Genomic DNA, 20,865 nt, shown 5'->3' on the forward strand with positions numbered 1-20,865 from the left:
GCGCTCAGCGCACGCGGCCGATCACGGCGGTCTGGTCGTCGAACTGTTCCGCGCCCAGAGAGAAGTCGCGTACGGAGGCGAGGATCCGGTCCAGGATGTCCTCGCTGGGCCTGTTGCGGTTTCGCGACAGGACCTGCCGGAGGCGCGCTTCCCCGAAATCTTCATCCTTCGTGTTGAGCGCATCCGTAATGCCGTCGGTATAGACCGCGAAAAGATCCCCCGGATCGACGCGGATGGAGGACTCTTCGAATTCCACTTCCGGAAACAGCCCGATCGGACAACCGCCGTTTTCGAGCAGCGTGATATCATCGCGGCCTTCGCGAAGGAGCAGGGGCGGGTTGTGCCCGGCGCAGCAGTAATTCAGCCGGGATGTTTCTGCGTGGAAAGTGCAGATGAAAAGCGTGGCGAAACGCTCCGGCGCCGTGCTGTGGCACAGATAGACGTTGAGGCGGGACATCAGCCTGGACAGCCGTTCCGGGCTTCCCTCCAGCGCCGGGTCCAGCGCCTGGGATCGCAGGGACGCCTGCAGTCCGGCCATCATGAGCGCCGCCGAAATGCCCTTGCCCGAGATGTCGCCGACTACGATGTCCAGCGTTCGATTCCGGTGTTCGATGAAGTCATAGTAGTCGCCGCTGACCGTGCGGGCGGGTATCCAGGCGCCGGCCAGTTCGAGGGGGCCCCGCTGCGGCGGTACGTTGGGTATGAAACGGGCCTGCACCTCCCGGGCCATGGACAGTTCCGTTTCGATACGCTCTTTTTCTCTTTCCTCATTCATCAGCATCTCGATGCTCTGCGCCATGGTGTTGAAGGAGCGGCTGAGTTCGCCGAGTTGATCCCGCGTTTTTTCTTCCACGCGAAAGTCCATCCTGCCGGAGCGAATGGCTTCCGTTCCCTCGTACAGCCCGCGCACCGCCGTGGTGATCCGTCGCGAAACGAGCAGCCCGATCATGAAGGATACCAGTTCGAAGCAGACAAATACCGCGCATAAGATGATGACTATGTAAAACAGTTCGGGCAGACCGGTCAGCAGCATGTCTGCACTGGCGGTGGCTTCGAATAGATGTATCGGGTCCAGATTCAGGCCCAGGATCATCAGGTTGTTTATGCCATGCTGCCAGGATCTGGCGGGGAAGACAAAGAACCAGGGTACCTGAAGCGTACCCAGTCCAAGCGGCAACTGGCGCCATTCTTCGGTCGAGGGAGGAGGCTCCACGGAGGAGAACTCCTCTAGATTTCCAGGTCCGGACTGAAACGAGACCTGCGCGCCTAAGTCTTCCCATATCTTCGTCCGGTAGTCTTCCCCCAGAGGCATGGAAGCGAGGACGTAGAGACTTCGGTCACGGAATCCGATCACGCCGCCGGCGCGAAAGGACAGCGGGGAACGGCCGTCAGGCAGGCCGGTCGGCAGGCTGTCATAGACCATGTCGGCGAAATGGTCCTCCCGGAGCAACCAGTCCGGGTGTGGCTCCAGCGAATTGTAAGGCGGAGTTGCATGCACAGGACGGCCATCCTCGAATACGCTGATCGACAGGCCGGAAAGGTCCGGATTGTTCCGTACGATCTCGTCCACGATCCCGGCCAATGGCTGTCTGTCGTCCGAAGCCGTTCTCAGCAGGGCCAATTGTATCTCGAGCGGGAGGTGATCAAGCCGATCGGTCGTCTCTTCGATATGGCGGGCGACCAGGTTGGTACCCAGGGTTCCGATCCAGAGCCATCCGATGAGCAGGCTGACCAGAGAAGCGATGCAAAGGGGAGCGAGGCCGACGAAAATGAACGACACGAGCAGGCGGTTCCGGACTTTCCAAAGCAGACGGTTCCGAAGCCAGGAGAACGTCTTCCAGGTGTAGTAGATGGCGCTGACGGCCAGGAGGGTGATCGCCAGTACGAACACGACGAACCAGGTGAACAGAAAGGACGCCGCCGCCATGATCAGTCCCGCATAGGCGCAACGCTTCATCCACGTATCGGGGGCCAGCCGCTTCAACGTCCGGCGGAGGATATGCCCGAATCGTGCGTTTTGTAGTATTTCGCCCTTCATGAGCAGGTACTCCCGGGGAGATGGCCGGCGGCCGTCTCCCCTCGGTTCTGTAAAGCGACGCCGTAGCCTTCATGGCGAACTCGACGGCAATGCGTCAATGCCGGTCGACCCTGGGCTCGATGGGCAGTTCGCGGAACTCCCGGATCAGGGCGGCCAGTTCTTCTGCCGCCGCCCGGTAGAGCTTTTCACCCTTCTCCACCGTGGCCACGGTAGCGTCGCCGATGACGCCGGACTCGGTGATCCGGGACCACTGGTCCATCATGCGGAGGGGAGAGGCCCCCTTGCCACGGATCCAGCCGCGCCAGTAGTACTTCGACACGGGGATCTTCACCTCGCGCACCGCCTTGTCCATCTGGATGGCGTCGTCGTTGAGGTAGCGGTAGACCGAGGTCTCGATCTCGTCCGCGTGGGACTGCAGTTCGGAGTCGCCGATCTCCCACAACGTGGACTGGGCCATGCTCCACCAGTTGAGCGTCCCGCAGTGGGCGTCCGTTTCGATGACCGTCCGCCGCGACGCCGTTTCGAGGATGGTGGCGTTGGAGCCGTGGCCGTTGACGATGAGGATCTTCCGGAATCCGTGGTGGGCCACGCTCCGGGTGATGTCCACGACGAAATCCTGCAGGTGGTCGTCCCGCACCGTGATCGTCCCGGGGAAGTCCATGTGGTGGTCTTCGAAGCCGTAGGGCAGGGCCGGCAGGATCAGCACCTCGTCCGGAATGAGCTTCGCGGCGCCTTCGCACACGCTGCTCACCAGGAAGGTGTCCACGTCCATGGGCATGTGGTAGCCGTGGTCTTCCGTGGAACCGACGGGCAGGATGACGGCGGGCTGTTCCTTGACTTTTTCTTTCAGCTCGACCCAGGTGTAGTGATCGTAGCGGTAGGGGAGGGGCGGGCCTTTCATAGCTGCTCCTTCAGTAGTGCGCTTTCCGTAAGTCTGGAACGTTGTTCGGGACTCGGCCAGGACCGTCCGTGTCACGCGCTCATACGCGGTATGACTTCGTTCACGAAGAGGTCCATGCTGTGGAGCCAGGAATCTTTGTCGTCCCAGTCGTACCCCATGAGGATCAGCGTGCCGAAATCGCCGGTCTCCTCACGCATCAGGTCCAGCCGGCGGACCACCTCGTCCACGTCTCCGTGGATGATCTGTTCCGTCATCAGGTAGTCCAGGTCGCATTCCGAATCGGGCATGTCCGGGTCCCGCTTGAGCATCTTCCGGCCCAGGCCCTGGTCGAAGAGGCCGCCGAGGTATTCGAAGCCCTTTCCCAGGGAGTTGGTGCGCACTTTCGCTGCCGCTTCTTCCTTGCTGTCGGCGAGGAAGATGCTGCGGCAGACGCGCCAGTCGTTGCGGTCGGGCGTCCGTCCGGCGCCCAGGGCCGCCTGCTCATACACCCGCCAGTTGTCGGCCACCACGTTGCTCGTGGATATGTTGGCGCTGATCGGATACCAGCCCTTCTCGCCGGCGGTCTTCATGGTGGAGGAGTTCATGCTCATCCCCGGTGCGCAGATGGGCGGGTGGGGCCGCTGCAGCGGCTTGTGGATGTAGCCGATCAGCGTGTCGTGGTCCACGTTTTCTTCCAGGTCGATCTCCCAGAAGCGGCCCTTCAGGTGATAGGGCGGGTCCTGGCTCCAGATCTGCAGGATCATCTCGGCCGATTCGACGGCCATGGCGCTGTTGAGCTTCGGATCGATCTTGTAGAGTTCGAGGTCGGACGTCACGCTGCCCGGACCGAAGCACAGGTTGAGACGCCCGTGGGAGAGCTGGTCCATGAAGGCCAGCCGGCTGGCCACGTGGGCCGGATGGTGATAGGGCAGGCAGGTGGGCGCCGTGCCGAGCCGGATGGTGTGGGTCATGGCCAGGGCCTTGCCGATGAAGGCCTCGGGCAGGACGATGTTCTCGTACTTCATGGTGTGGTGTTCGCCGATCCAGAACTCGGTGAAACCCAGTTCCTCGCAGCGCACGATCAGCTCCAGGTCCTCGTCGTGACACTGCGCCGCCGGTTTGACCGGGTCGTGGAAGGGCATGATGAACATCCCGTATTTCATGTTTTTCTCCAGTGTAGTGTTGGTGGCGCCTCGTTCCCGCCTTTTGCGGGGAAGCCAGCCGTGTTTTCGGCGCCAGCTTTCTGTTCATTCACGCGAAAACCGCCCGCCGTAGTCAGGCGTAGCCCAGCGACCGGTTGAACCTCGGCATGACTTCGTTCGCGAAGAGCTCGAGGCAGTTGATCCAGGCCGCCCTGTCGTCCCAGTCGTGGGCGGTCATGATGAAGGTGCCGAATTCGCCCGTCTCCTCCATCATGCGGTGCAGCTGCCGCACGCACTCGTCGGGGTCGCCGGCGATGACCTGCTCGTCCATCATGTAGTCCAGCGTGCACTCCGAGTCGGGCATGTCCGGGTCCCGCTTCCACAGCCCCCGTCCCGGTCCCAGGTCGGTGAGCTGCATGATGTAGTCCAGGCACTTGCCCAGGGAGTTGTTCCGGGCATGTTCGCGGGCTTCCTTCGTCGTCTCCGCCACGAAGATGTTGCGGGAGATCTTCCACTTGCGCCTGTCCGGTTCCTGGTCCGCTGACCGGGCGCCGTCGGCGTAGGTCTCCCAGTGGTTCGCCAGGACGTTGGCCGCGACCATGTGGTGGCTGAAGGGAGAATAGCCCTTCTGTCCCGCGATGCGGGTCCCGGCCGAATCCCGCATGATCACCGGGACAGACAGAGGAGGATGGGGCTTCTGCAGGGGCTTCAGGTAAACCCCCATGCCCAGGTCTTCGCGGACTTCCCGGCCCACGTGCATCTGCCAGAAACGTCCGTTGATGTCGTAGGGTGGATCGGTCGTCCACAGGGTCATGATCATCTGGATCGCCTCGCCCACCATGGCGCCGGAGTCCTCGGGGCGGATCCCGTACATCTCCATGTCGGTCGGGATGGCGCCGGGACCGAAACAGATGTTCAACCGGCCGTGGGAGAGGTGATCCAGGAAGGCCAGGCGGCCGGCCACGTGGGCGGGATGGTGGTAGGGCAGGCACACGGGCGCGGCGCCGAGCCGCATGCGGCTGGTGAGTCCCAGGGCCTTGCCGATGAAGATCTCGGGCATGACGATGTTCTCGTAGCTCGACGAGTGGTGCTCACCGATCCAGAACTCGCTGAACCCGAGCTCCTCCGATCGCACCAGCAGTTCCATGTCTTCGTCGTAGCACTGCCCCGGAGGCTTGGTCGGATCATGCACCGGCATGAGGAACATGCCATAGTCGATCATGCTGTTCTCCCTTTTCTCATTGAATTCCGGTCCGGCCCGACTTCGCCTTGATGCCGGGGTTACAGCAGTCCCTGACGGTCACAACAACTCCTGCGGTCACAACAGCCCTTTGCGGCGCTTGTTTTCGATCGTTTGCTCTATGAATTCGGGTCCGCACAGGGCGTCGAATCCGCTGCCGGGAAACCGCGCCGCCCATGCATAGACGGTCCTGATCCGCGCTTCGTCATCGCCGAAGGTGGAGGGTACGGTCCGTACCGCGTCCAGCCCTTCGATGACGGCGTCCGCGATCCGGTTGTAGAGCCGATCCTTCCAGCGGTTCGGCGGCCCGCCTGGACCGCCTGGACCGCCTGGACCGTCCGCCTTCCTCGCTTCCTGGTACCAGGCCATGGCGTTGAACTGGACCTTCTTCGTCCTGGGATAGAAAGAACACATGAGATTCCAGTCGTCGCCTTCCCGTTCCTGGTCTCCGGACGCCCGGAAATCCGACCGCAGGAGGACGGTGGGTATGTCGAGCATCTTGGCCGTCATGAACTCCACCACCGTGCCCGAGTCCAGGTCGGTCCCGTCGAAGTTGAACAGACCCAGGTCGCAGGCCATGACCTGCATGAGGTCCTGGTTCCGTATGTCGACCATCCGGCCCGTGGCCTGTTCGAGGTCCTGGGGCACGACGCAGGCGTAACGTCCCCCGGACCGCCGGTCGACGGCGTCGGCGAGGATGGCGTTGCCGGCCAGATGCTTATGGTCGAACAGATCGCCGGCGAAGTACACGGTGAAAGTGGTCATGGTCAGGCGCGGTCCGCTTACCTTCCGGTATGGCGTTTTCCGATTTCGGCCGCCTCCCGGGACGCGTTGGCGACCATCACGCCCTCGTCGATCATGTCGGTCACGTTGTCAGGCGTCACCCCGTTCAGGAAGGCGACGCCGTTGGCCTTGGAGGCCTTCAGCACGGCGGCCCGCGCGGCGATCATCTCGGGCGGATAGGGTGGATCGTGGCCGTCCGGGTATCCGAAGGACATCCCCATGTCGCCCGGCCCCCATTCGGCGAAGGCGATGCCGGGCACGCGCAGGCTTTCTTCCACATTGGCCAGGGCACGCTGGTTTTCGATCTTGAGGCCGAGCATCAACTCCCCATGCGGGTTCAGAGGCCAGACGTCGGCCTTCTGCACGTAGTCCTGGACGGCGAGTCCCCACGCGCCGGCCGCGAAGCCCTGGCCCCCCGACCCGCGCTGCCCCACTTCGAGTCCGGCTCCCACGCTCTGGGTCTGGAAGGGATACCGGGCGGCTTCCACGAAGGCTCGCACCGCGCCCGGCGTCTCCGCGTGGCAAAGCAGCATCCCGTGCACGCCCAGGGTCAGGAGTTGCTTGACCATCCAGGCGTTCGCCCGCATGACCGCCTCGCTGGTGCCGTTCGTGGGCAGCGTGACGATGATGCAGGGCGTCAGGTGTCCGCCGGACGTGGGCCCCGCATCCACCAGGCCGGTCATGAAAGCCTTGAGACTCGGCAGGTCGAAGAGGCCGTGCTCCATCTCGACGACCAGGTAGTCCTCCCATCGCCCGGAGGCTTCGACGCCCTTTTCGTAACTCAGTTCGCCGGCGCCGCCGTAGTAAATGGGCTGGCCCCGCTTGAGCAGTTCCACGGCACGGTTTACGCTGGGCATTTCGTGGTCCTTTCAGCTTGTCGTCTGTGCGTCAATCCCGATGACCAGCCGCGCTCCTTGCTTCAGCGATCGATGCGCTTCAAGACTGTTCGAAGGGTAGACGATCCAGCAGGCCCGTATCTTCCGCCAGCCCCTTGAGGTTCTCCGCCGCCATGCGCGTGAGCGGCACGCCCTCGCGCCGGGAAACGGCTTCGCTGTCGTGCTCCATCTCGCCGGGGACGTAGGTACGGTCCGCCCCCGCCGCCTTCGGCGCTTCCCGCATCCGACGGACGAGTTCGTCCACCCGGTCGTAGAAGGCATCCACGGGCATCATGGCGCCGGCGTCCACGGCGATGAAATTGTGGCCCTCGTCGCAGGTCGCGTCCGTCACCTTCCCCCAGGACACGATATCCGTGGTGACCCCCGCGCCGGCCAGGACCCCGGCCAGGGACTCCACGAAAAGCGCGAGACCGTATCCCTTGTGGCCGCTGAAGGGCGTCAGGGCCCCGGTGAAGGTGAAGACGCCGGGATCGGTCGTGGGAAGCCCTTCCGCATCGGTGAGCCATCCCTCCGGCAGCGGTTCGCCGCGGGCCTGGTACGAGGCCACCTTGCCCCCCGCCACGGTGCTCATGGCGATGTCCAGTACGATCGGCGGCTGAGACCGGGCCGGGACGGCGTAGGAGAAGGGATTGTTGCCGATCGCCGCGCCACGCCCGCCCGGGATGTTCATGACCACGTCGGTGTTGCTCATGGCGATCCCGATCATGTTCCGTTCAAGGGCCATGAGCGTATAGGCCGACGCCGCGCCGAAGTGATTGCTCCGCCGGACGGTGGTCATGCCGATCCCGCACGCCGCGGCCTTGTCGATGGCCACCGACATGCCGTAGTGCGAAGCCACCATGCCCACGGTCCGGCGGGCGTCGATCCGCGCCCACGCGAGACCCTGGTCCGTGATCTCGGGCGACGCGCCAACGTCGATGCCGCCGTCACGCATCATCCAGACGTAGCGCCGGAGGGAAACCGTGCCGTGGGTGTAGATCCCCCGCATGTCGGTGCGGATCAGCACGTCGGCGGTCAATCGGGCGTCGGCCTCCGACAATCCCGCTTCGACCATCGCCGCCGTGCAGAAATCCGCCAGGGGTTCGGCCGGTGTTCGCAGGACGTAGAGCTTTTCCTGCGTGGATGCCTGGTTGGCGTCGGTGCTCAGTGCCGGTGCCTTTCTAGCCGCCGCGGATTCCGGCGGCGACCCGTTCGAAACCACTGATCAGGTAGCTGTAGTCGCAGTCGACCTGTATCCAGTCGACACCCCGGTCGCTCCAGCGCCGGCCGAAGGCGTATTGCGATCCCATGCCCATGCCGATAGAGAGGCCCGCCTCGTGCCCCACGTCTATGATGCGCTCCATGGCAGTCACGACCTCGTCGTCCTCGAGTCGGCCCAGGGTGCTGATCGAGCCGCTCAGGTCCACGGGGCCGATGACCAGACTGTCCAGGCCGGGTATGGCCGCGATTTCCTCCAGTTCCCGGTAGGCCTCGGCATGTTCGATCTGAACCGAGACGAAGAGGTCCCGGTTCATGTCGTCCACGTAGGCGTCGATGTCCGAGAAGGCCCGACCGTAATTGGAGGGTCGGTGGGGTCCGAATCCCCGGTCTCCCGCGGGCGGGTAACGACAGGCGTCGACCACGTGCCGCACCTCGGCGGCGGAGCGGACCTGCGGGACGACGATGCCGGGAGCGCCGGCGTCGAGGATGGGTTTGACGTGCCCGATGGTACTTGAAGGCACCCGGACCAGCGCGGCGGTGCGCCCCGCCCGCGCAGCCATCAGGTGCCGCGTGACCGACTCCAGGTTCATCGCCGTGTGCTCGGTGTCGATCCAGATGAAATCAGCCGAATCGCACAGCGCCTCGGTTACGGCCGGATCGGTGAAGGTCACGGCCGGGCCGAGACAGAGCTCGCCGCCGGCAAGCCGTTCTCTGAACGCTCTGATTTCCCTGGAAAACAAGTCGTACTCCCTGGGCGGGCCTGGACGGCCTGGACGGTCTAGACGGCGCCTTCCCGCCACGGTCCCCAGATGGCGTAGGTCAGTCCGGGCCGCTGCATGTTGACAAAGAGGGTCTCGCCGTCCGGGCTGAAGGTCGCGCCGGCGAATTCACCCCGGTAGGCGATGCCGGCGACGTCCCGGGCCACGTCGAATACGCGCCCGTCCTTCGTCAGGCCCCGGATGTGCTGTATGCCGTCCCGGTTGTCTTCGCAGATGATAAGTCCGCCGCGGGGACTCACGCAGACGTTGTCGGGCGCGGCCATGAGCGAAGCGTCGGGCGACTCGAACAGGAGGGTCAGCACACCTTCGTCCGGACTCTCGGGGCGGTATTCCCAGACCTGTCCCAGGCGCTCGTCGCCCCCGGTAGTCGCCGTGAAGAAGATGCGGCCGTTGCCGTACCAGCATCCCTCCAGACGGTCGAAGGAGGCGCCGCCCTTGTCCGCCCCTTCCTTGTAGACCAGGTTCCGGTCCAGACCGGCCCCCGCGGGATCGGGGTCTTCGATCTCCACCCAGGACACGGGCAGGGAAGCGCCCATGGTCTGCCCTTTGCGCGTGTCGTACCCGGTCCTGTCCTTGACGGCGAGCATGCGCAGGCGTCCGCCCCGGGCAAGCTCCCCGGGATAATCGGGAATGTACTGGTAGAAACCACTCGGATTCTGGTCTTCGGTTTCGTACACGTAGCCGGTGGCGGGATCGACGGCTATGGCCTCGTGGACGAAGCGTCCCATCTGGGTCAGGGGTTCGGCCGGCACGCTCTCCTCGGCATCGGCCGGCACTTCGAAGCAGTACCCGTGCTCCCTGTCGTATCCGCCCAGGTACTGGAGCCAGCGCGAACTGAAGAACCGGTCCGTCCCCATCGTCGTCTCTTCGCATGTGATCCAGGTGCCCCAGGGCGTGGGGCCGCCGGCGCAGTTGTGGAGCGTCCCGCCCACGCTGACGAAATCGCGGACCAGTTCGCGGGTCCCGGGATCGACGACGAGCGTGGTGACGCCGCCGGGCGCCGTGGGATCGTAAGCCGCGGCCCGGTCGCCGATGGCCTCGACCGGTTTGCCCGTGTTGATTTCGTGGTTGCGCAGGAGCCGGATCATCCCGTCCGCGTCAAAGGCGGCCATGCCGTCGTGGGCGGGCGGCGTGGGATGGCCGTCCGACATGAGGCCGCCCTTCTTGCCGAAGACGGTATAGGAGAATCTCGGCGGCAGCTCGAGCAGGGTTTCCCCCGTGTTTTGTGATGGCACGGGCGACAGGGGTCCGTATCCCCCTTCCCCGCGGGGCGCAACAAGGTGGGCGAACCCGTCGGCCATGGCCCGTGCCCGGCGGGCGATCAAACCCTGCAGCGCCGAGGCGCCGACGGTCAAAGCTCCAACGGATACGGCGGTATTGCGAATGAAGGAACGGCGGGTCAGTCGGGACACGTGCGCAGAACTCCTTTATCATTACCCCGCAACCAGCGGCGAAGCGAAAGATGTGTCGAGCCACTATGGGAATCGATAGGCAATGTAGTCAAGACGGCCCACAAAATCAAGGTGCGTTGCGGGGTATTTCGCATCAAATTTCATCCCAGTTTTATGCATACCAGTCCGGCGACGATCATCAACACCGCGCACACTTTCATCGGGGTGACCCGCTCTTTCAGAAAGACGAATCCCAGCACGGCGCCGAGGACCACGGCGAACTCCCGCAGCGCGACGATGTAGCCCACCTGCCCCATGGTCATGGCAAACAGGATCATCAGGTAAGCCGCGGTGGATCCGACGCCGATCAGGGCCGCGGCACGCCAGGTCTCCGCCAGTTTCCGCCAGAGACGTCCGCGGTCGCGGGCGGCGACCATCGGCGTGACCAGCGCACCGCTCAGCATGAACATGGCGAAGATATAGACGACGGGATGGACGATACTCACGCCCACTTTGTCCACGAGGGAGTAGCTCACGATCGTGGCGCCCACCCCCAGCGCCGAGACGAAGCCGTGCCTTGCGTCCCGCGCGTACATGAGGACAGGTACGCCCAGGGACAGTATGCCGATGCAGATCAGGGCTATGCCGGACACGCCGAAGGGCGTCAGCGATTCACCGAGCAGAAGCCATCCCAGGAAACCCGTGAGACCTATCCCGGAGCCGCGGGCGATGGGGTATACCAGGGAGATCTCGCCGTGTTGGTAGGCCCTGGCCAGCAGCAGGAAGTAAAAGGCATGAATGATTCCCGTAGCCACTATAAACAACCAGCCGTCCGCCATCATCGACAGGAATCCCGCCGTGCCCTGCGAAACGACCACGCCCGCCACGAAAGGAAGAAGCACGAGGCCGCTGACCCACAGGGACCACCAGAACACGGTGAGGTCCCCGGCGTTTCGGCGGGCTACGAAGTTCCAGGTGGCATGCAGTACGGCGGAGAGCAGGACGAAGACGAAGAGTTCAGTGGACATGGATGGATTCCTATATGGATGGAAACCGCCGGGGTGTCAAAGGTATAATGTGTTTGACGCGCGTGAAAGGTCAGGTAACATTCAGAGGATTCCCGTTTCTGCCATCCAGTGGCCCGGGTCGATTCTCCGCTAATAGATTCCTGCGGCCCGGCTTGGAAGAAAGCACCAGAAAGTCGACCCAATGATCATCCACTACATGCTGTCCGCGATCCGGCAAATCGCGAAGAGCAGAGGCGTGTTCGCCGTGAACGTCTTCGGATTCACCCTGAACTTCATCGTGGTGATCTTCGGGCTGAATTATGTCCTTTTCGAATCGTCCTTCGACGACTTTCACGAGAAGGGTGACCGGATTTACCGCGCACTGGTGACCAAACCCGATTTTGACTACACGTTTGCCACGACCTCCAGTCTGCTTGCCCCGACGCTCGCGGAGGCCTATCCGGAAGTAGAATCGGCCGTTCGCATCTACTATAGCCCTTCCATGCCACTGAGTACGTCTCCCGATGAACAAGCTGACTCCGGTGCATTCAAAGTCGCCTACGCTGAACCTGACATGTTCGGCGTGTTCTCTTTCGGGCCCGTTACGCCGGCGACGTTGGCAGAATTCGGCCGGCCGAACACCGCGATCATCAACCGTACCATGGCCGTGAGATTCTTTGGTGATGAGAATCCATTGGGAGGACTGTTGCATTATAGTGACCGGAGGTCGGGATCGGGTTCCGTGGAAGTAGTCGGCGTCATGGATGACGTGCCCCGTAACTCACATCTGCAGCCGGACGCCTTCTTTTCCTTCGCTACGTTACCCGACAATCTGGTCGGCCGGGGCTCCGATCTCGGCTGGATGATGAAACAGTTCCTGACCTACGTACTGCTGATCGACGGCAGGGAAGATACCCTGCGCGGTTTCCTCGCTAAGTTGGAAGCATTCCCTTCCGACTACGTCCCTGGGGATCATTCCGATATATACACCCTCGAACCCATGTCCGAGATCTACTTTTCGCCGCACGCTTTCGGGGGGCAGGTCAAGGGGGATGTCAACTACGTATATTTCGCCTTGGTGTATCTGGTGCTGATATCGTTCATGACGGTGGCGAACTATGTGAACATCAACATCGCCCACCTGGTTCGGCGGTTGAAGGAAATGGGCCTGCGGAAGTCCTTCGGGGCGGGCAAGTCGGCGGTGGTCTGTCAGTTCGTCGTGGAGACCCTGATGAACTGCCTTGTCGCCGTGGCCACCTCGATCGTATGCGTACTGATTTTGCGGGCGAGTGGGATCCCCCTCCTCGAGCATCTTTCGCGCTCCGAGGTCAGCGTGGAGTACATCGGGTTCCTGGGGCTCGCCCTCCTGGTAATTGGACTCGTTTCGGGTATCTGCCCGTCCTTCGTGTTCTACCGGATCAGCCCGGTCGACATGATGGCGAACCGGGTGTCCGGATCCTGGACCGCCAACTCGCTGAGGAAGGGGTTGCTTTTCTTCCAGCTCGCCATATCCGTTGCCTTGCTGTTACTGACCGGCCTTGTCTACAACCAGGTGGCCTACCTGACCGCTAAGTCGCTGGGGTATGAGAAAGAGAACAAGGTCGTGATTCCGGCACCCGTGTCCTCCGGCTGGCACCAGCGGCTTGCCGAGGGTTTCGAAAGAAGTCCCCACGTGGTCAGTGCCGGCTCCTCCAGAGGTCACCCGGGATTCTTCCCCCTGTTGCGGGTCCCTTTAGAAAACAGGGGATCCGAAACCCAGTTGGAGATCGGGGTGCTTGTCATAGGTCGCAACCTCCTGGAGACACTCAAAGTCCCAATGCTTCACGGTAGATACTTGGAAGACGACGAGTTGCCTAATACAGTCCTGTTGAACGAAACTGCCTTCAACTTGGTCGGACTGGACGAGGACGACTTGGGCACCGTGCAGGACATCGTGGGAAGGGTGCGCGTCGTGGGCGTTGTAGCCGATTTCCACATCTGGTCGGCCCATCATGCGATCGAACCCCTTATGTTGAGTTATCCGCGTATGGATTCGAGCCTGACTCACCTTATCGTGGATATCGAGCCGACGCAACAGGAGGCCGCTCTGGACGATCTTTCGGACACTTTCAGGCAACTGCTGCCCGATATCAGGTTCGAATACTTCTTCCTGGATTCCAGGCTCGAAGAACTCTACAGCAGCGACCGGCAGATCCTGGACACGCTCCTTCTGCTGGCCCTGGTCGCCTTCGCCCTGGCCGTTGCCGGTATCTACAACTATGGGGTGTTTTTTACACTCAACCGGATTCGGGAAGTCGCCATTCGCAAGATCCACGGCGCCTCCGCCGGGGACATCGTCCGGATGAACGTCACGGCCATCTCACGGTCCGTCGTCCTGTCCCTGGTCATCGCGCTTCCCGTGGTCTACTATGTGTACAATCTCTGGATCGTCCAATACGCGTACCGGGCGGATGTGTCCCCGTTATTGGTTGCCCTGCCCGTGCTGGCCATATACGTTCTGACCTGTGCCATGGTAGCCCGCGAGACGCTGAAAACCGCCGGCATGAAGCCGGCCGAAGTGATCCAGAACACGCAGCAGTGAGCCGTGTCCTTCGCGGCCACGGAAAGGAACCTCCGATGCCCCTGAAATTCGCGTACCTGGGCCTGTGGCACAGCCACACGGTGATGCATATCCGCGACGCCGCGAGCCGCCCGGACGAGTTCCAGCTCGTGGGTGCCTATGAACCGGACCCCGCGATCCGGGAGACGAAGCTGGGAGACTGGGCGGACGATCTCCCGGACATCCCCGTCTTCGAATCGGTGGAACAGGCGCTGGACAGCGAAGTGGAGGCGATCATCTGCGAGGGCCGCGTATCGGAAAACCTCGATTACGCCGAGCGGGCGCTCGAGGCGGACAAGCACGTGCTGCTCGAGAAACCGGCGGGCGTCGACATGGCTCTGCTCGAACGGCTGCACGACACGGCGCGGCGCAAGGACCTGCATCTCCAGATGGCGTACATGTGGCGGTACAACCCCGCTATCGCGGAAATGATCCGGCTGAACCGTGCCGGCGCTTTTGGCGAACCCTTTTACTACCGCGGCCATATCCCGAAGCCCATGGCTTACCACGCCCGGCTGGTGGAGGAACTCGACTGGTACAAGGGCTCCCTCTATTTCGAGATGGCCGGCCACCTGGTGGACATCATGGTGACGCTCATGGGGGTGCCCGGGCAGGTGAACGCCACGCACGCCAGGCATCACGGCGAGCGGAAGCACGTGGACAACGCGGTGGTCGCACACCAGTTCGACAACGGCGGCCTGGGGACGATCGACACCGCGTCGATGCACGTGGAAAGCGGGCTGACCCGGCGCATAGAGCTTTACGGCACGGGAGGAACGGCCATCCACACGCCAACGGGTTCGAACAACCTGACGCTGTCCCTCGAGCGGCCCTTCGAGCAGTACGACGCGGGCTGGCAGGATATCACCGTACCCACGCCGCCGGGACCGCCTTCGTTGCTGACCGAGCTCGCGGCCTGCATATCCGGCGCGAAGGAGCCGGACTATACCCTGGACCACGATATGGCGGTGCATCGAGCCCTCTTCGCAGGGTGCGGCATCACCGATGGTTCGGCGATGACGGACGCGCCCCATTCGGCAAAAAGCGGTTGACAGCATCCGCTCGATCCGTATATTAAAACTAAAGACGACGCGGGGTGGAGCAGTCTGGTAGCTCGTTGGGCTCATAACCCAAAGGTCGGAGGTTCAAATCCTCCCCCCGCTACTACGATGGATCAGGGGCGGTTTTCGAACCGTCCCTGTTTTTTTGTTTGTGCCCTTCCACCGTCCGGATCCTCCGGATTCCACCGTCCGGATCCTCCGACGGACCGCTTGTCTCGAACTTGTCTTGAAATATCAGCAAAGGAACGCCCATGCCTGAAATGACCGGTTACCGGTACATCGCGGAGATGCTGCACGGATATGGGATCAGGGCCGTGTTTCACGTGCCCTACATCCTCGACGGCGCCCTGGTGGAAATGGAAAAACTGGGCATCCGACGGATCCGGTGCCATTCGGAAAAGGCCGCGGCCTACATGGCGGACGGATACGCGCGGGTTGCCCGCGGTCCGGGCATTGCCATGGCGCAGTCCGTGGGCGCCGCCAATCTCGCCGCTGGACTCCAGGATGCCTGGCTGGCGGGTTCGCCGGTCATCGCCCTCACGGGCCGCTGGATGCCCCATTACCTCTACCAGCAGGCCTACCAGGAGGTCGATCATCGTTCCCTTTACGATCCGGTTACCAAGTTCAACGCCTACGTCGACGGCGTGGAGCAGCTGCCTTTCCTGCTGCGGCAGGCCTTCCGCGAAGCCACCACGGGCGCGCCCCGCCCGGTCCACCTGGATGTCCTGGGCCTTTCCGGCGATATCGCGGCGGGGTCTAAACTCGATGTCGATGTGACCGTCGAATCTTCATTCCGTCAATACCCGCCTTTTCGTCCCGAACCAGAGGCGGGCCGCGTAGCGGAAGCGGCCAGACGCATAGCGCGGGCCGAACGGCCGGTGCTGGTCGCCGGAGGCGGGGTCACCGCTTCGGGCGCGCAGGCCGAAGTCGTCCGCCTGGCGGAGAAGCTGTCGGTTCCCGTGGCGACCTCGCTCAATGCCAAGGGAACGATCCCCGAACGACATCCCCTTTCGGCCGGCGTAGCGGGCACCTATTCCCGCAAGTGCGCCAACGAGGTGGTCGCCGAGGCGGATCTCGTGGTCTTCGTGGGAAGCCACACGGGCGGGCAGGTCACCCACTTCTGGCAGATTCCCCGGCCGGGGACGCCGGTCATTCAGATTGACATGGATCCTTCCCAGATCGGCCGCAACTATCCCGCCGAAGTCGCCATCCAGGGTGACGCGAAAGTGACGCTGGAGCGTCTGTTCGAAGCCGTGAATCCCGTGCCGGAAAGACCGGCCTGGATAGGGCGGGTACGGGAACTCGCCGGGAACTGGCGGGCCGAATTCGACGGACTGCTCCGGTCCGGCGCCGTGCCGATCCGGCCCGAACGGCTGTGCCGGGAGATTACCGACTTCCTTCCATCGGACGCCATCGTCGTATCGGATACGGGCCACGCCGGTATCTGGACGGGCACCATGATCGAGATCACGCATCCCGGGCAGACCTACCTGCGCTGCGCCGGGTCCCTGGGCTGGGCCTTCCCCGCGGCCATGGGCGCCAGGTGCGCGGCGCCGGAACGGCCCGTCATCTGTTTCACGGGCGACGGTGGATTCTGGTACCACCTGGGCGAACTGGAGACGGCCGTGCGTTTCGGCATCCATACCGTCACGGTGATCAACAACAACCGCTCCTTCAACCAGTGCCGGGACGCATTCGAAGGGGCGAGCGGCGGTCGCGACCAGGGATCGGACGATCTGTGGGTCTTCGAGGACGTCAACTTTGCCGAGGTGGCAAAATCCATGGGGGGCAAGGGGATACGCGTGGAAGATCCGGCGCGGATCCGGTCAGCGCTTGAAGAAGCGGTAGCGGCGGACGGCCCCGTCGTAGTCGACGTGGCCACCGATATCGACGCCATGGCGCCGACCGCGTATTTACCCGAATGAGACAGACGGATCGGGAAGGCTGTCGGTCGGAAGTGGATGCGCGACCGTCGTTTAGAAGCGGATGTGCGCGCCCTCGCTTAGAAGCGGGCGCTCTCGCTGTCGGGCAGTATGCCGCCTTCGTCCCTCGGCAGCACGGAGAGGGGCAGTGCGATGGAGGAACCCGCGTCGACGGGGAGGGTGATCCCCGTGATCCATTGGGACTCGTCGCCGGCCAGGAACATGGCCGCGTGGGCCACGTCCCAGGCCGTCCCCTCGGTGCCCAGCGGCGTGGATCGCCGGCGGAGTTCCCGATGATCGTCCGAGAGTCCAGCAGTGAAGGATGCGTGCAGGTGTCCCGGGGCGATGCAATTCACGCGGATTCCGTCCCTGCCGTGCTGTACCGCCATATTGATGGTCAGGGCAATGACCCCGCCCTTGGAAGTTTCGTAGGCGATGTTGTACGACCACCCGCTGCGGAAACCGTCGATGGACGCCACGTTGATGATGGATCCGCCCCCGGACTCCATCATCGCCGGTATGGCAAACCGGCTCGCGAGCATCATGGCCTTGACATTTACCGCCATGATCTCGTCCCAGTGTTCCTCCCGCACGTCCACCACCGTGCCGGGATAGCTGAGCCCCACGTTGTTGAAGAGGACGTGTAGCCCGCCGTAGCGGTTGACAGCGGTTTCGGTCATGGTCCGGCAGTCGTCCGACCGGGTCACGTCGCCGGTGAAGACCGAGGCCGTGCCTCCTTCCTCTTCGATGACGGCCAGAGTCTTTCCGGCGTTCTCCTCGCTACGGTCCGCCAGCAGCACCTGCGCGCCCTCGCGGGCGAACTGCACGGCGGTCGCCTGTCCTGTGCCCGCCACCTCGCCCTGGGTTCCCGCGCCCGTCACGATGGCCACTTTACCGTCCAGGCGGGGTTTCCGCGTCGTCATTTGCATTCCTTATTGATCAGAAGATCTCGTCATTGCCGGGAGGACCAGATATATTGTGCGGCTGGTCAGAAGATCTCGGCGCCGCCGGCCACCACCAGGTCCACGGCCGTGAGGTAGTCCGATTCAGGGGAGGCGAGGAAGGCGACTGTCTGGGCCACGTCGTCGCCCCGGGCCACCCGGCCCAACGGCGAGATTTCGGCCTTTTCCTGGATAAACTCCCGATGGGCGTCGCTGTCCTTCCACGATCTGCCCAGGACGGCGCCGTCCGACACGGCCTCGGCGATGAATCCCAAGCGTTCCGTATCGACCGCGGTGGGGGACACGGAATTGACGTTGATCCCGTGGGGACCGAGTTCCTGTGCCAGGGCCTGGGTAAACCGGATGATGGCGGCCTTGGACGCGCAGTAGGCCGAGAACCTCTTCCGCCCGATCTTGCCCGACGTGGAGGCTATGTTGATGATCTTGCCGCCCCCACCCCGTTCGATCATGTGGCGCGCCACGGACCGGCACATGAGGAAGACACCTTTGGCGTTGACGTTCATCTCCTTGTCCCAGGCTTCTTCTTCCATGTCGACCACGAGGACACGGTCCTTGCCCGGCAGGGAGCCGGCGCCGTTGACCAGGATATCGATGCGGCCGAACTGGTCGATACTTCGTCGCACGAGGATTTCCACCTGCTCCGACTTCGAGACGTCGGCCAGGATGGCCTCCGCGTTGCGCCCAGCCGCCTCAATCTCACTGACCACCGAGGGCAGGCCATCCCATTCCGATGAGTCGCCAGGATAGGGATTGGCGACCCGGTCGCTGACGATGACGTCCGCGCCTTCCTTCGCGAGTCGCGCGGCAACGGCCCTGCCGATGCCACGTTCTCCGCCCGCGCCGGTTACCAGGGCCGTTTTGCCATGGAGGTTGTACATCACTCGCCCTCTCTCCGCGGCCGCACCACGGTTTCGCCGTCGTCCTCCACGAGGGGGTGGTGGTAGATGTAGGGCGGCTCCAGCACGGCGCGTTGGGCCTCGGTCAGTTCGGAGGTCCATTCGGGAAGGCTGGTTTCGTAGATCCCCCCGGCATAGTGCAGATACTTGGGCGTATATCGGTAAAGGGCCGTCCGGCGGTCTTTATCGCCGTGCCAGGGCAGTGTGCCGTGGGCGGTGGCCTCGTTGAAGATGACCAGGTCGCCCGCTTTCTGGACGATGTGATGAACCAGGTCCTGGTTGGACTCCCAGGTAAGGATGTTCTCCGGACAGGCAAAGTTGGCCTTGTGGCTGCCCGGGATGACGCAAAGTCCGCCCGCGCCGGGATCCACGTCATGCAGGGTGTACTGGCAGACGATCAGCCCGGACCGCATCCGGCCGTTGTGATAGTGGTAGTACCGCGAGCCGTTGAAGGTCATGTTGCCCGATCCGTGGAGTTTCAGTCCTTCGCAGCCCTCTTCCGCGACCAGCACGTCCACGCCGTGGTCGAATTTCCATCCACGGCCGAACATGGTGTTGAGGTAGGGTATGATCTTCGGATGGGCCAGGAGGTCCCGGAAGGGCTGGCACCACGGCTGCGGCCAGGTAAGCATGCCCTCGTAGTGCCGGAAGGGGGCGTACTTGCCTTCAAAGGGCCGGCCGGTCCAGTCGCCGCTGAGCTCGTTAGGCCCGTCGTAGGATCCGAGCCGGTCCGGATTGGCGTCGAGTGCCTCGTTCATCGCACGCACTTCTTCTTCGGTCAAAAAGCCTCGGACGTGCAGAAAACCCTGCAGGTCGTACAGGTACTGTTCTTCTTCGCTCATGTTCGCAAAGGCCGGTTGTTCGGCCATGGTGGGAACTCTCCTGAGGCAGTGTGATCTGATCCGGATTAAAGGCGTCTACGCACCAGAAGATAGCCCGGCGGATGGCGTGCGCAACGATAAAAACAACGGTCCGAAACCCCTCGCCCGGTTCCACAAAATGCCTTGACATGGGAGTGCGTCCCCGTTAACGTCTCGGAGTCCGTTCCCCTGTTCGGACATCGGTCTCAAGCTGACCATTATCTTCAAAACAACACCTTACACCCGGGACGCCGTGTCCGAAGAACCCGAAATCCCCGAGCAGATCGAAGCGCAGCATCTCGACCGTCCGACCGTTCCCGAACTGGACGAGGTCCTCGGCGTTCCCTTCAAGGTACTCGACGACGGTTTCGTCCGCGTCGTGGACTACATGGGCAGCGATCATTCCATCGTGCAGGCCGCCCGCGTATCCTACGGCGCCGGAACCCGGCAGGTCCACCAGGACCGGGGGCTGATCCGCTATCTCATGCGGCATCAGCACACCACCCCCTTCGAGATGTGCGACATCAAGTTCCATCTCCGGGTGCCCATGGACTGCTGGCGGCAGTGGATCCGGCACCGAACGGCCTCCGTCAACGAGTACAGCACCCGCTATTCGCTGGCGATCGATGCGACGCAGACCACGCCGCCCGATGCGTGGCGGTTCCAGGCGCAGGGCAACCGCCAGGGCAGCAGTGGTTTCGTCGACGCGGAACAGGGGGCGTTTTTCACGAAAAAGGAACAGGAACTCCAGGAGGCCGCCCGGGCCCGCTACGAAGAACGCATCGAAGCGGGCATCGCCCGGGAACAGGCGCGCAAGGATCTTCCCCTTTCCACGTACACGGAAGCCTATTGGAAGGTGAACCTCCTGAACCTCCTGCGTTTTCTTCTGCTGCGCATGGACGAGCACGCCCAGTGGGAGATCAGGCAGTACGCCCATCTGATCGGACACCGCATCGTGTCCGCCTGGTGCCCCATGGCGTGGCAGGCCTTTCTCGACTACAGCGTGAACGCCATGCAGCTGACCCACCTGGACTGGGAAATCATCCGGGCGATTCAGGCCGGAGACGACGCGAAAGTGCGGGATCTGCTGGTGAATTACCGGTTCGTTTCAAAGTCCGGGAAGCTGCGCCGCAGCCGGGAGCGGGATGAGCTCGAAGCCAAGCTGCGGAAGCTGAACATTGCCATACCGTGGCCGTCTGGTGACCGATG

Annotated in this window: 17 protein-coding genes and 1 tRNA gene; 5 read left to right on the top strand and 13 right to left on the bottom strand. The window is 63.1% G+C overall.

The window, feature by feature from the left end:
• Positions 1-4: 4 nt before the first annotated feature.
• The 10 genes from OXG98_16405 to OXG98_16450 all read right to left on the bottom strand — a co-directional run bounded on the left by OXG98_16405 (position 5) and on the right by OXG98_16450 (position 11,377).
• A complete protein-coding gene (locus tag OXG98_16405) occupies positions 5-2,038 on the bottom strand; it encodes a SpoIIE family protein phosphatase (GenBank protein MCY3773589.1) in 2,034 nt (677 codons plus the stop codon).
• Between the two features lie 94 nt (positions 2,039-2,132).
• Positions 2,133-2,939, bottom strand: a complete 807-nt coding sequence (locus tag OXG98_16410; protein ID MCY3773590.1) for a creatininase family protein — start codon at positions 2,937-2,939, stop codon at positions 2,133-2,135.
• 71 nt (positions 2,940-3,010) lie between these two features.
• Complete coding sequence (locus OXG98_16415) at positions 3,011-4,081, bottom strand: LLM class flavin-dependent oxidoreductase (protein ID MCY3773591.1); 1,071 nt, start codon at positions 4,079-4,081, stop codon at positions 3,011-3,013.
• Positions 4,082-4,193: 112 nt separating this feature from the next.
• Positions 4,194-5,282: an LLM class flavin-dependent oxidoreductase gene (locus OXG98_16420; GenBank protein MCY3773592.1), complete on the bottom strand. Its 1,089-nt coding sequence runs from the start codon at positions 5,280-5,282 to the stop codon at positions 4,194-4,196.
• A 96-nt stretch (positions 5,283-5,378) separates the two neighbouring features.
• Positions 5,379-6,065 carry a nucleoside 2-deoxyribosyltransferase gene (locus tag OXG98_16425; GenBank protein ID MCY3773593.1) on the bottom strand — a complete coding sequence of 229 codons (687 nt, stop codon included), beginning with the start codon at positions 6,063-6,065 and terminating at the stop codon, positions 5,379-5,381.
• Positions 6,066-6,082: 17 nt separating this feature from the next.
• Positions 6,083-6,940 carry an aldolase/citrate lyase family protein gene (locus tag OXG98_16430; GenBank protein MCY3773594.1) on the bottom strand — a complete coding sequence of 286 codons (858 nt, stop codon included), beginning with the start codon at positions 6,938-6,940 and terminating at the stop codon, positions 6,083-6,085.
• A gap of 79 nt (positions 6,941-7,019) precedes the next feature.
• Positions 7,020-8,180: an Ldh family oxidoreductase gene (locus OXG98_16435; GenBank protein MCY3773595.1), complete on the bottom strand. Its 1,161-nt coding sequence runs from the start codon at positions 8,178-8,180 to the stop codon at positions 7,020-7,022.
• Positions 8,140-8,919, bottom strand: coding sequence for an aldolase/citrate lyase family protein (locus tag OXG98_16440; GenBank protein MCY3773596.1), 780 nt, complete (start codon positions 8,917-8,919; stop codon positions 8,140-8,142). The genes OXG98_16435 and OXG98_16440 overlap by 41 nt, the downstream gene beginning before the upstream one ends.
• A 38-nt stretch (positions 8,920-8,957) precedes the next feature.
• On the bottom strand, positions 8,958-10,370 hold the full coding sequence (locus tag OXG98_16445) for a DUF839 domain-containing protein (GenBank protein ID MCY3773597.1): 1,413 nt from the start codon (positions 10,368-10,370) through the stop codon (positions 8,958-8,960).
• A gap of 140 nt (positions 10,371-10,510) precedes the next feature.
• The gene (locus OXG98_16450) at positions 10,511-11,377 is read right to left on the bottom strand and encodes a DMT family transporter (GenBank protein MCY3773598.1); all 867 of its coding nucleotides are present in this window, start codon (positions 11,375-11,377) and stop codon (positions 10,511-10,513) included.
• Positions 11,378-11,558: 181 nt separating this feature from the next.
• Between OXG98_16450 and OXG98_16455 the strand changes: the two genes are divergently transcribed.
• The 4 genes from OXG98_16455 (at position 11,559) to OXG98_16470 (ending at position 16,941) form a co-directional block, all read left to right on the top strand.
• A complete protein-coding gene (locus OXG98_16455; protein ID MCY3773599.1) occupies positions 11,559-13,937 on the top strand; it encodes an ABC transporter permease in 2,379 nt (792 codons plus the stop codon).
• 35 nt (positions 13,938-13,972) lie between these two features.
• Positions 13,973-15,007 carry a Gfo/Idh/MocA family oxidoreductase gene (locus OXG98_16460; protein ID MCY3773600.1) on the top strand — a complete coding sequence of 345 codons (1,035 nt, stop codon included), beginning with the start codon at positions 13,973-13,975 and terminating at the stop codon, positions 15,005-15,007.
• A gap of 38 nt (positions 15,008-15,045) precedes the next feature.
• A tRNA-Met gene (locus OXG98_16465) sits at positions 15,046-15,119 on the top strand.
• Positions 15,120-15,267: 148 nt separating this feature from the next.
• Positions 15,268-16,941 (top strand): thiamine pyrophosphate-binding protein, encoded by a 1,674-nt coding sequence (locus OXG98_16470; GenBank protein ID MCY3773601.1) that lies wholly within the window; start codon positions 15,268-15,270, stop codon positions 16,939-16,941.
• A gap of 77 nt (positions 16,942-17,018) precedes the next feature.
• Here OXG98_16470 and OXG98_16475 read toward each other — a convergent pair whose 3' ends face one another.
• The 3 genes from OXG98_16475 to OXG98_16485 all read right to left on the bottom strand — a co-directional run bounded on the left by OXG98_16475 (position 17,019) and on the right by OXG98_16485 (position 19,665).
• Complete coding sequence (locus OXG98_16475) at positions 17,019-17,861, bottom strand: glucose 1-dehydrogenase (protein ID MCY3773602.1); 843 nt, start codon at positions 17,859-17,861, stop codon at positions 17,019-17,021.
• Between the two features lie 65 nt (positions 17,862-17,926).
• Complete coding sequence (locus tag OXG98_16480) at positions 17,927-18,778, bottom strand: SDR family oxidoreductase (protein MCY3773603.1); 852 nt, start codon at positions 18,776-18,778, stop codon at positions 17,927-17,929.
• On the bottom strand, positions 18,778-19,665 hold the full coding sequence (locus OXG98_16485) for a phytanoyl-CoA dioxygenase family protein (GenBank protein MCY3773604.1): 888 nt from the start codon (positions 19,663-19,665) through the stop codon (positions 18,778-18,780). Before OXG98_16485 ends, OXG98_16480 begins: the two co-directional genes overlap by 1 nt.
• Positions 19,666-19,927: 262 nt before the next feature.
• Here OXG98_16485 and thyX point away from each other — a divergent pair.
• Positions 19,928-20,865 (top strand): FAD-dependent thymidylate synthase (gene thyX, locus OXG98_16490; protein MCY3773605.1); only part of this gene is annotated, 938 nt, incomplete at its 3' end.

The organism is Gemmatimonadota bacterium (assembly GCA_026706345.1).
Lineage (GTDB): Bacteria > JAAXHH01 > JAAXHH01 > JAAXHH01 > JAAXHH01 > JAAXHH01.

Bases quoted from the DNA above. Each gene is read 5' to 3' on its own strand.
- OXG98_16405 (MCY3773589.1), bottom strand. From the start codon at position 2,038: ATGAAGGGCGAAATACTACAAAACGCACGATTCGGGCATATCCTCCGC.
- OXG98_16410 (MCY3773590.1), bottom strand. From the start codon at position 2,939: ATGAAAGGCCCGCCCCTCCCCTACCGCTACGATCACTACACCTGGGTC.
- OXG98_16415 (MCY3773591.1), bottom strand. From the start codon at position 4,081: ATGAAATACGGGATGTTCATCATGCCCTTCCACGACCCGGTCAAACCG.
- OXG98_16420 (MCY3773592.1), bottom strand. From the start codon at position 5,282: ATGATCGACTATGGCATGTTCCTCATGCCGGTGCATGATCCGACCAAG.
- OXG98_16425 (MCY3773593.1), bottom strand. From the start codon at position 6,065: ATGACCACTTTCACCGTGTACTTCGCCGGCGATCTGTTCGACCATAAG.
- OXG98_16430 (MCY3773594.1), bottom strand. From the start codon at position 6,940: ATGCCCAGCGTAAACCGTGCCGTGGAACTGCTCAAGCGGGGCCAGCCC.
- OXG98_16450 (MCY3773598.1), bottom strand. From the start codon at position 11,377: ATGTCCACTGAACTCTTCGTCTTCGTCCTGCTCTCCGCCGTACTGCAT.
- OXG98_16455 (MCY3773599.1), top strand. From the start codon at position 11,559: ATGATCATCCACTACATGCTGTCCGCGATCCGGCAAATCGCGAAGAGC.
- OXG98_16460 (MCY3773600.1), top strand. From the start codon at position 13,973: ATGCCCCTGAAATTCGCGTACCTGGGCCTGTGGCACAGCCACACGGTG.
- OXG98_16470 (MCY3773601.1), top strand. From the start codon at position 15,268: ATGCCTGAAATGACCGGTTACCGGTACATCGCGGAGATGCTGCACGGA.
- OXG98_16475 (MCY3773602.1), bottom strand. From the start codon at position 17,861: ATGACGACGCGGAAACCCCGCCTGGACGGTAAAGTGGCCATCGTGACG.
- OXG98_16480 (MCY3773603.1), bottom strand. From the start codon at position 18,778: ATGTACAACCTCCATGGCAAAACGGCCCTGGTAACCGGCGCGGGCGGA.
- OXG98_16485 (MCY3773604.1), bottom strand. From the start codon at position 19,665: ATGGCCGAACAACCGGCCTTTGCGAACATGAGCGAAGAAGAACAGTAC.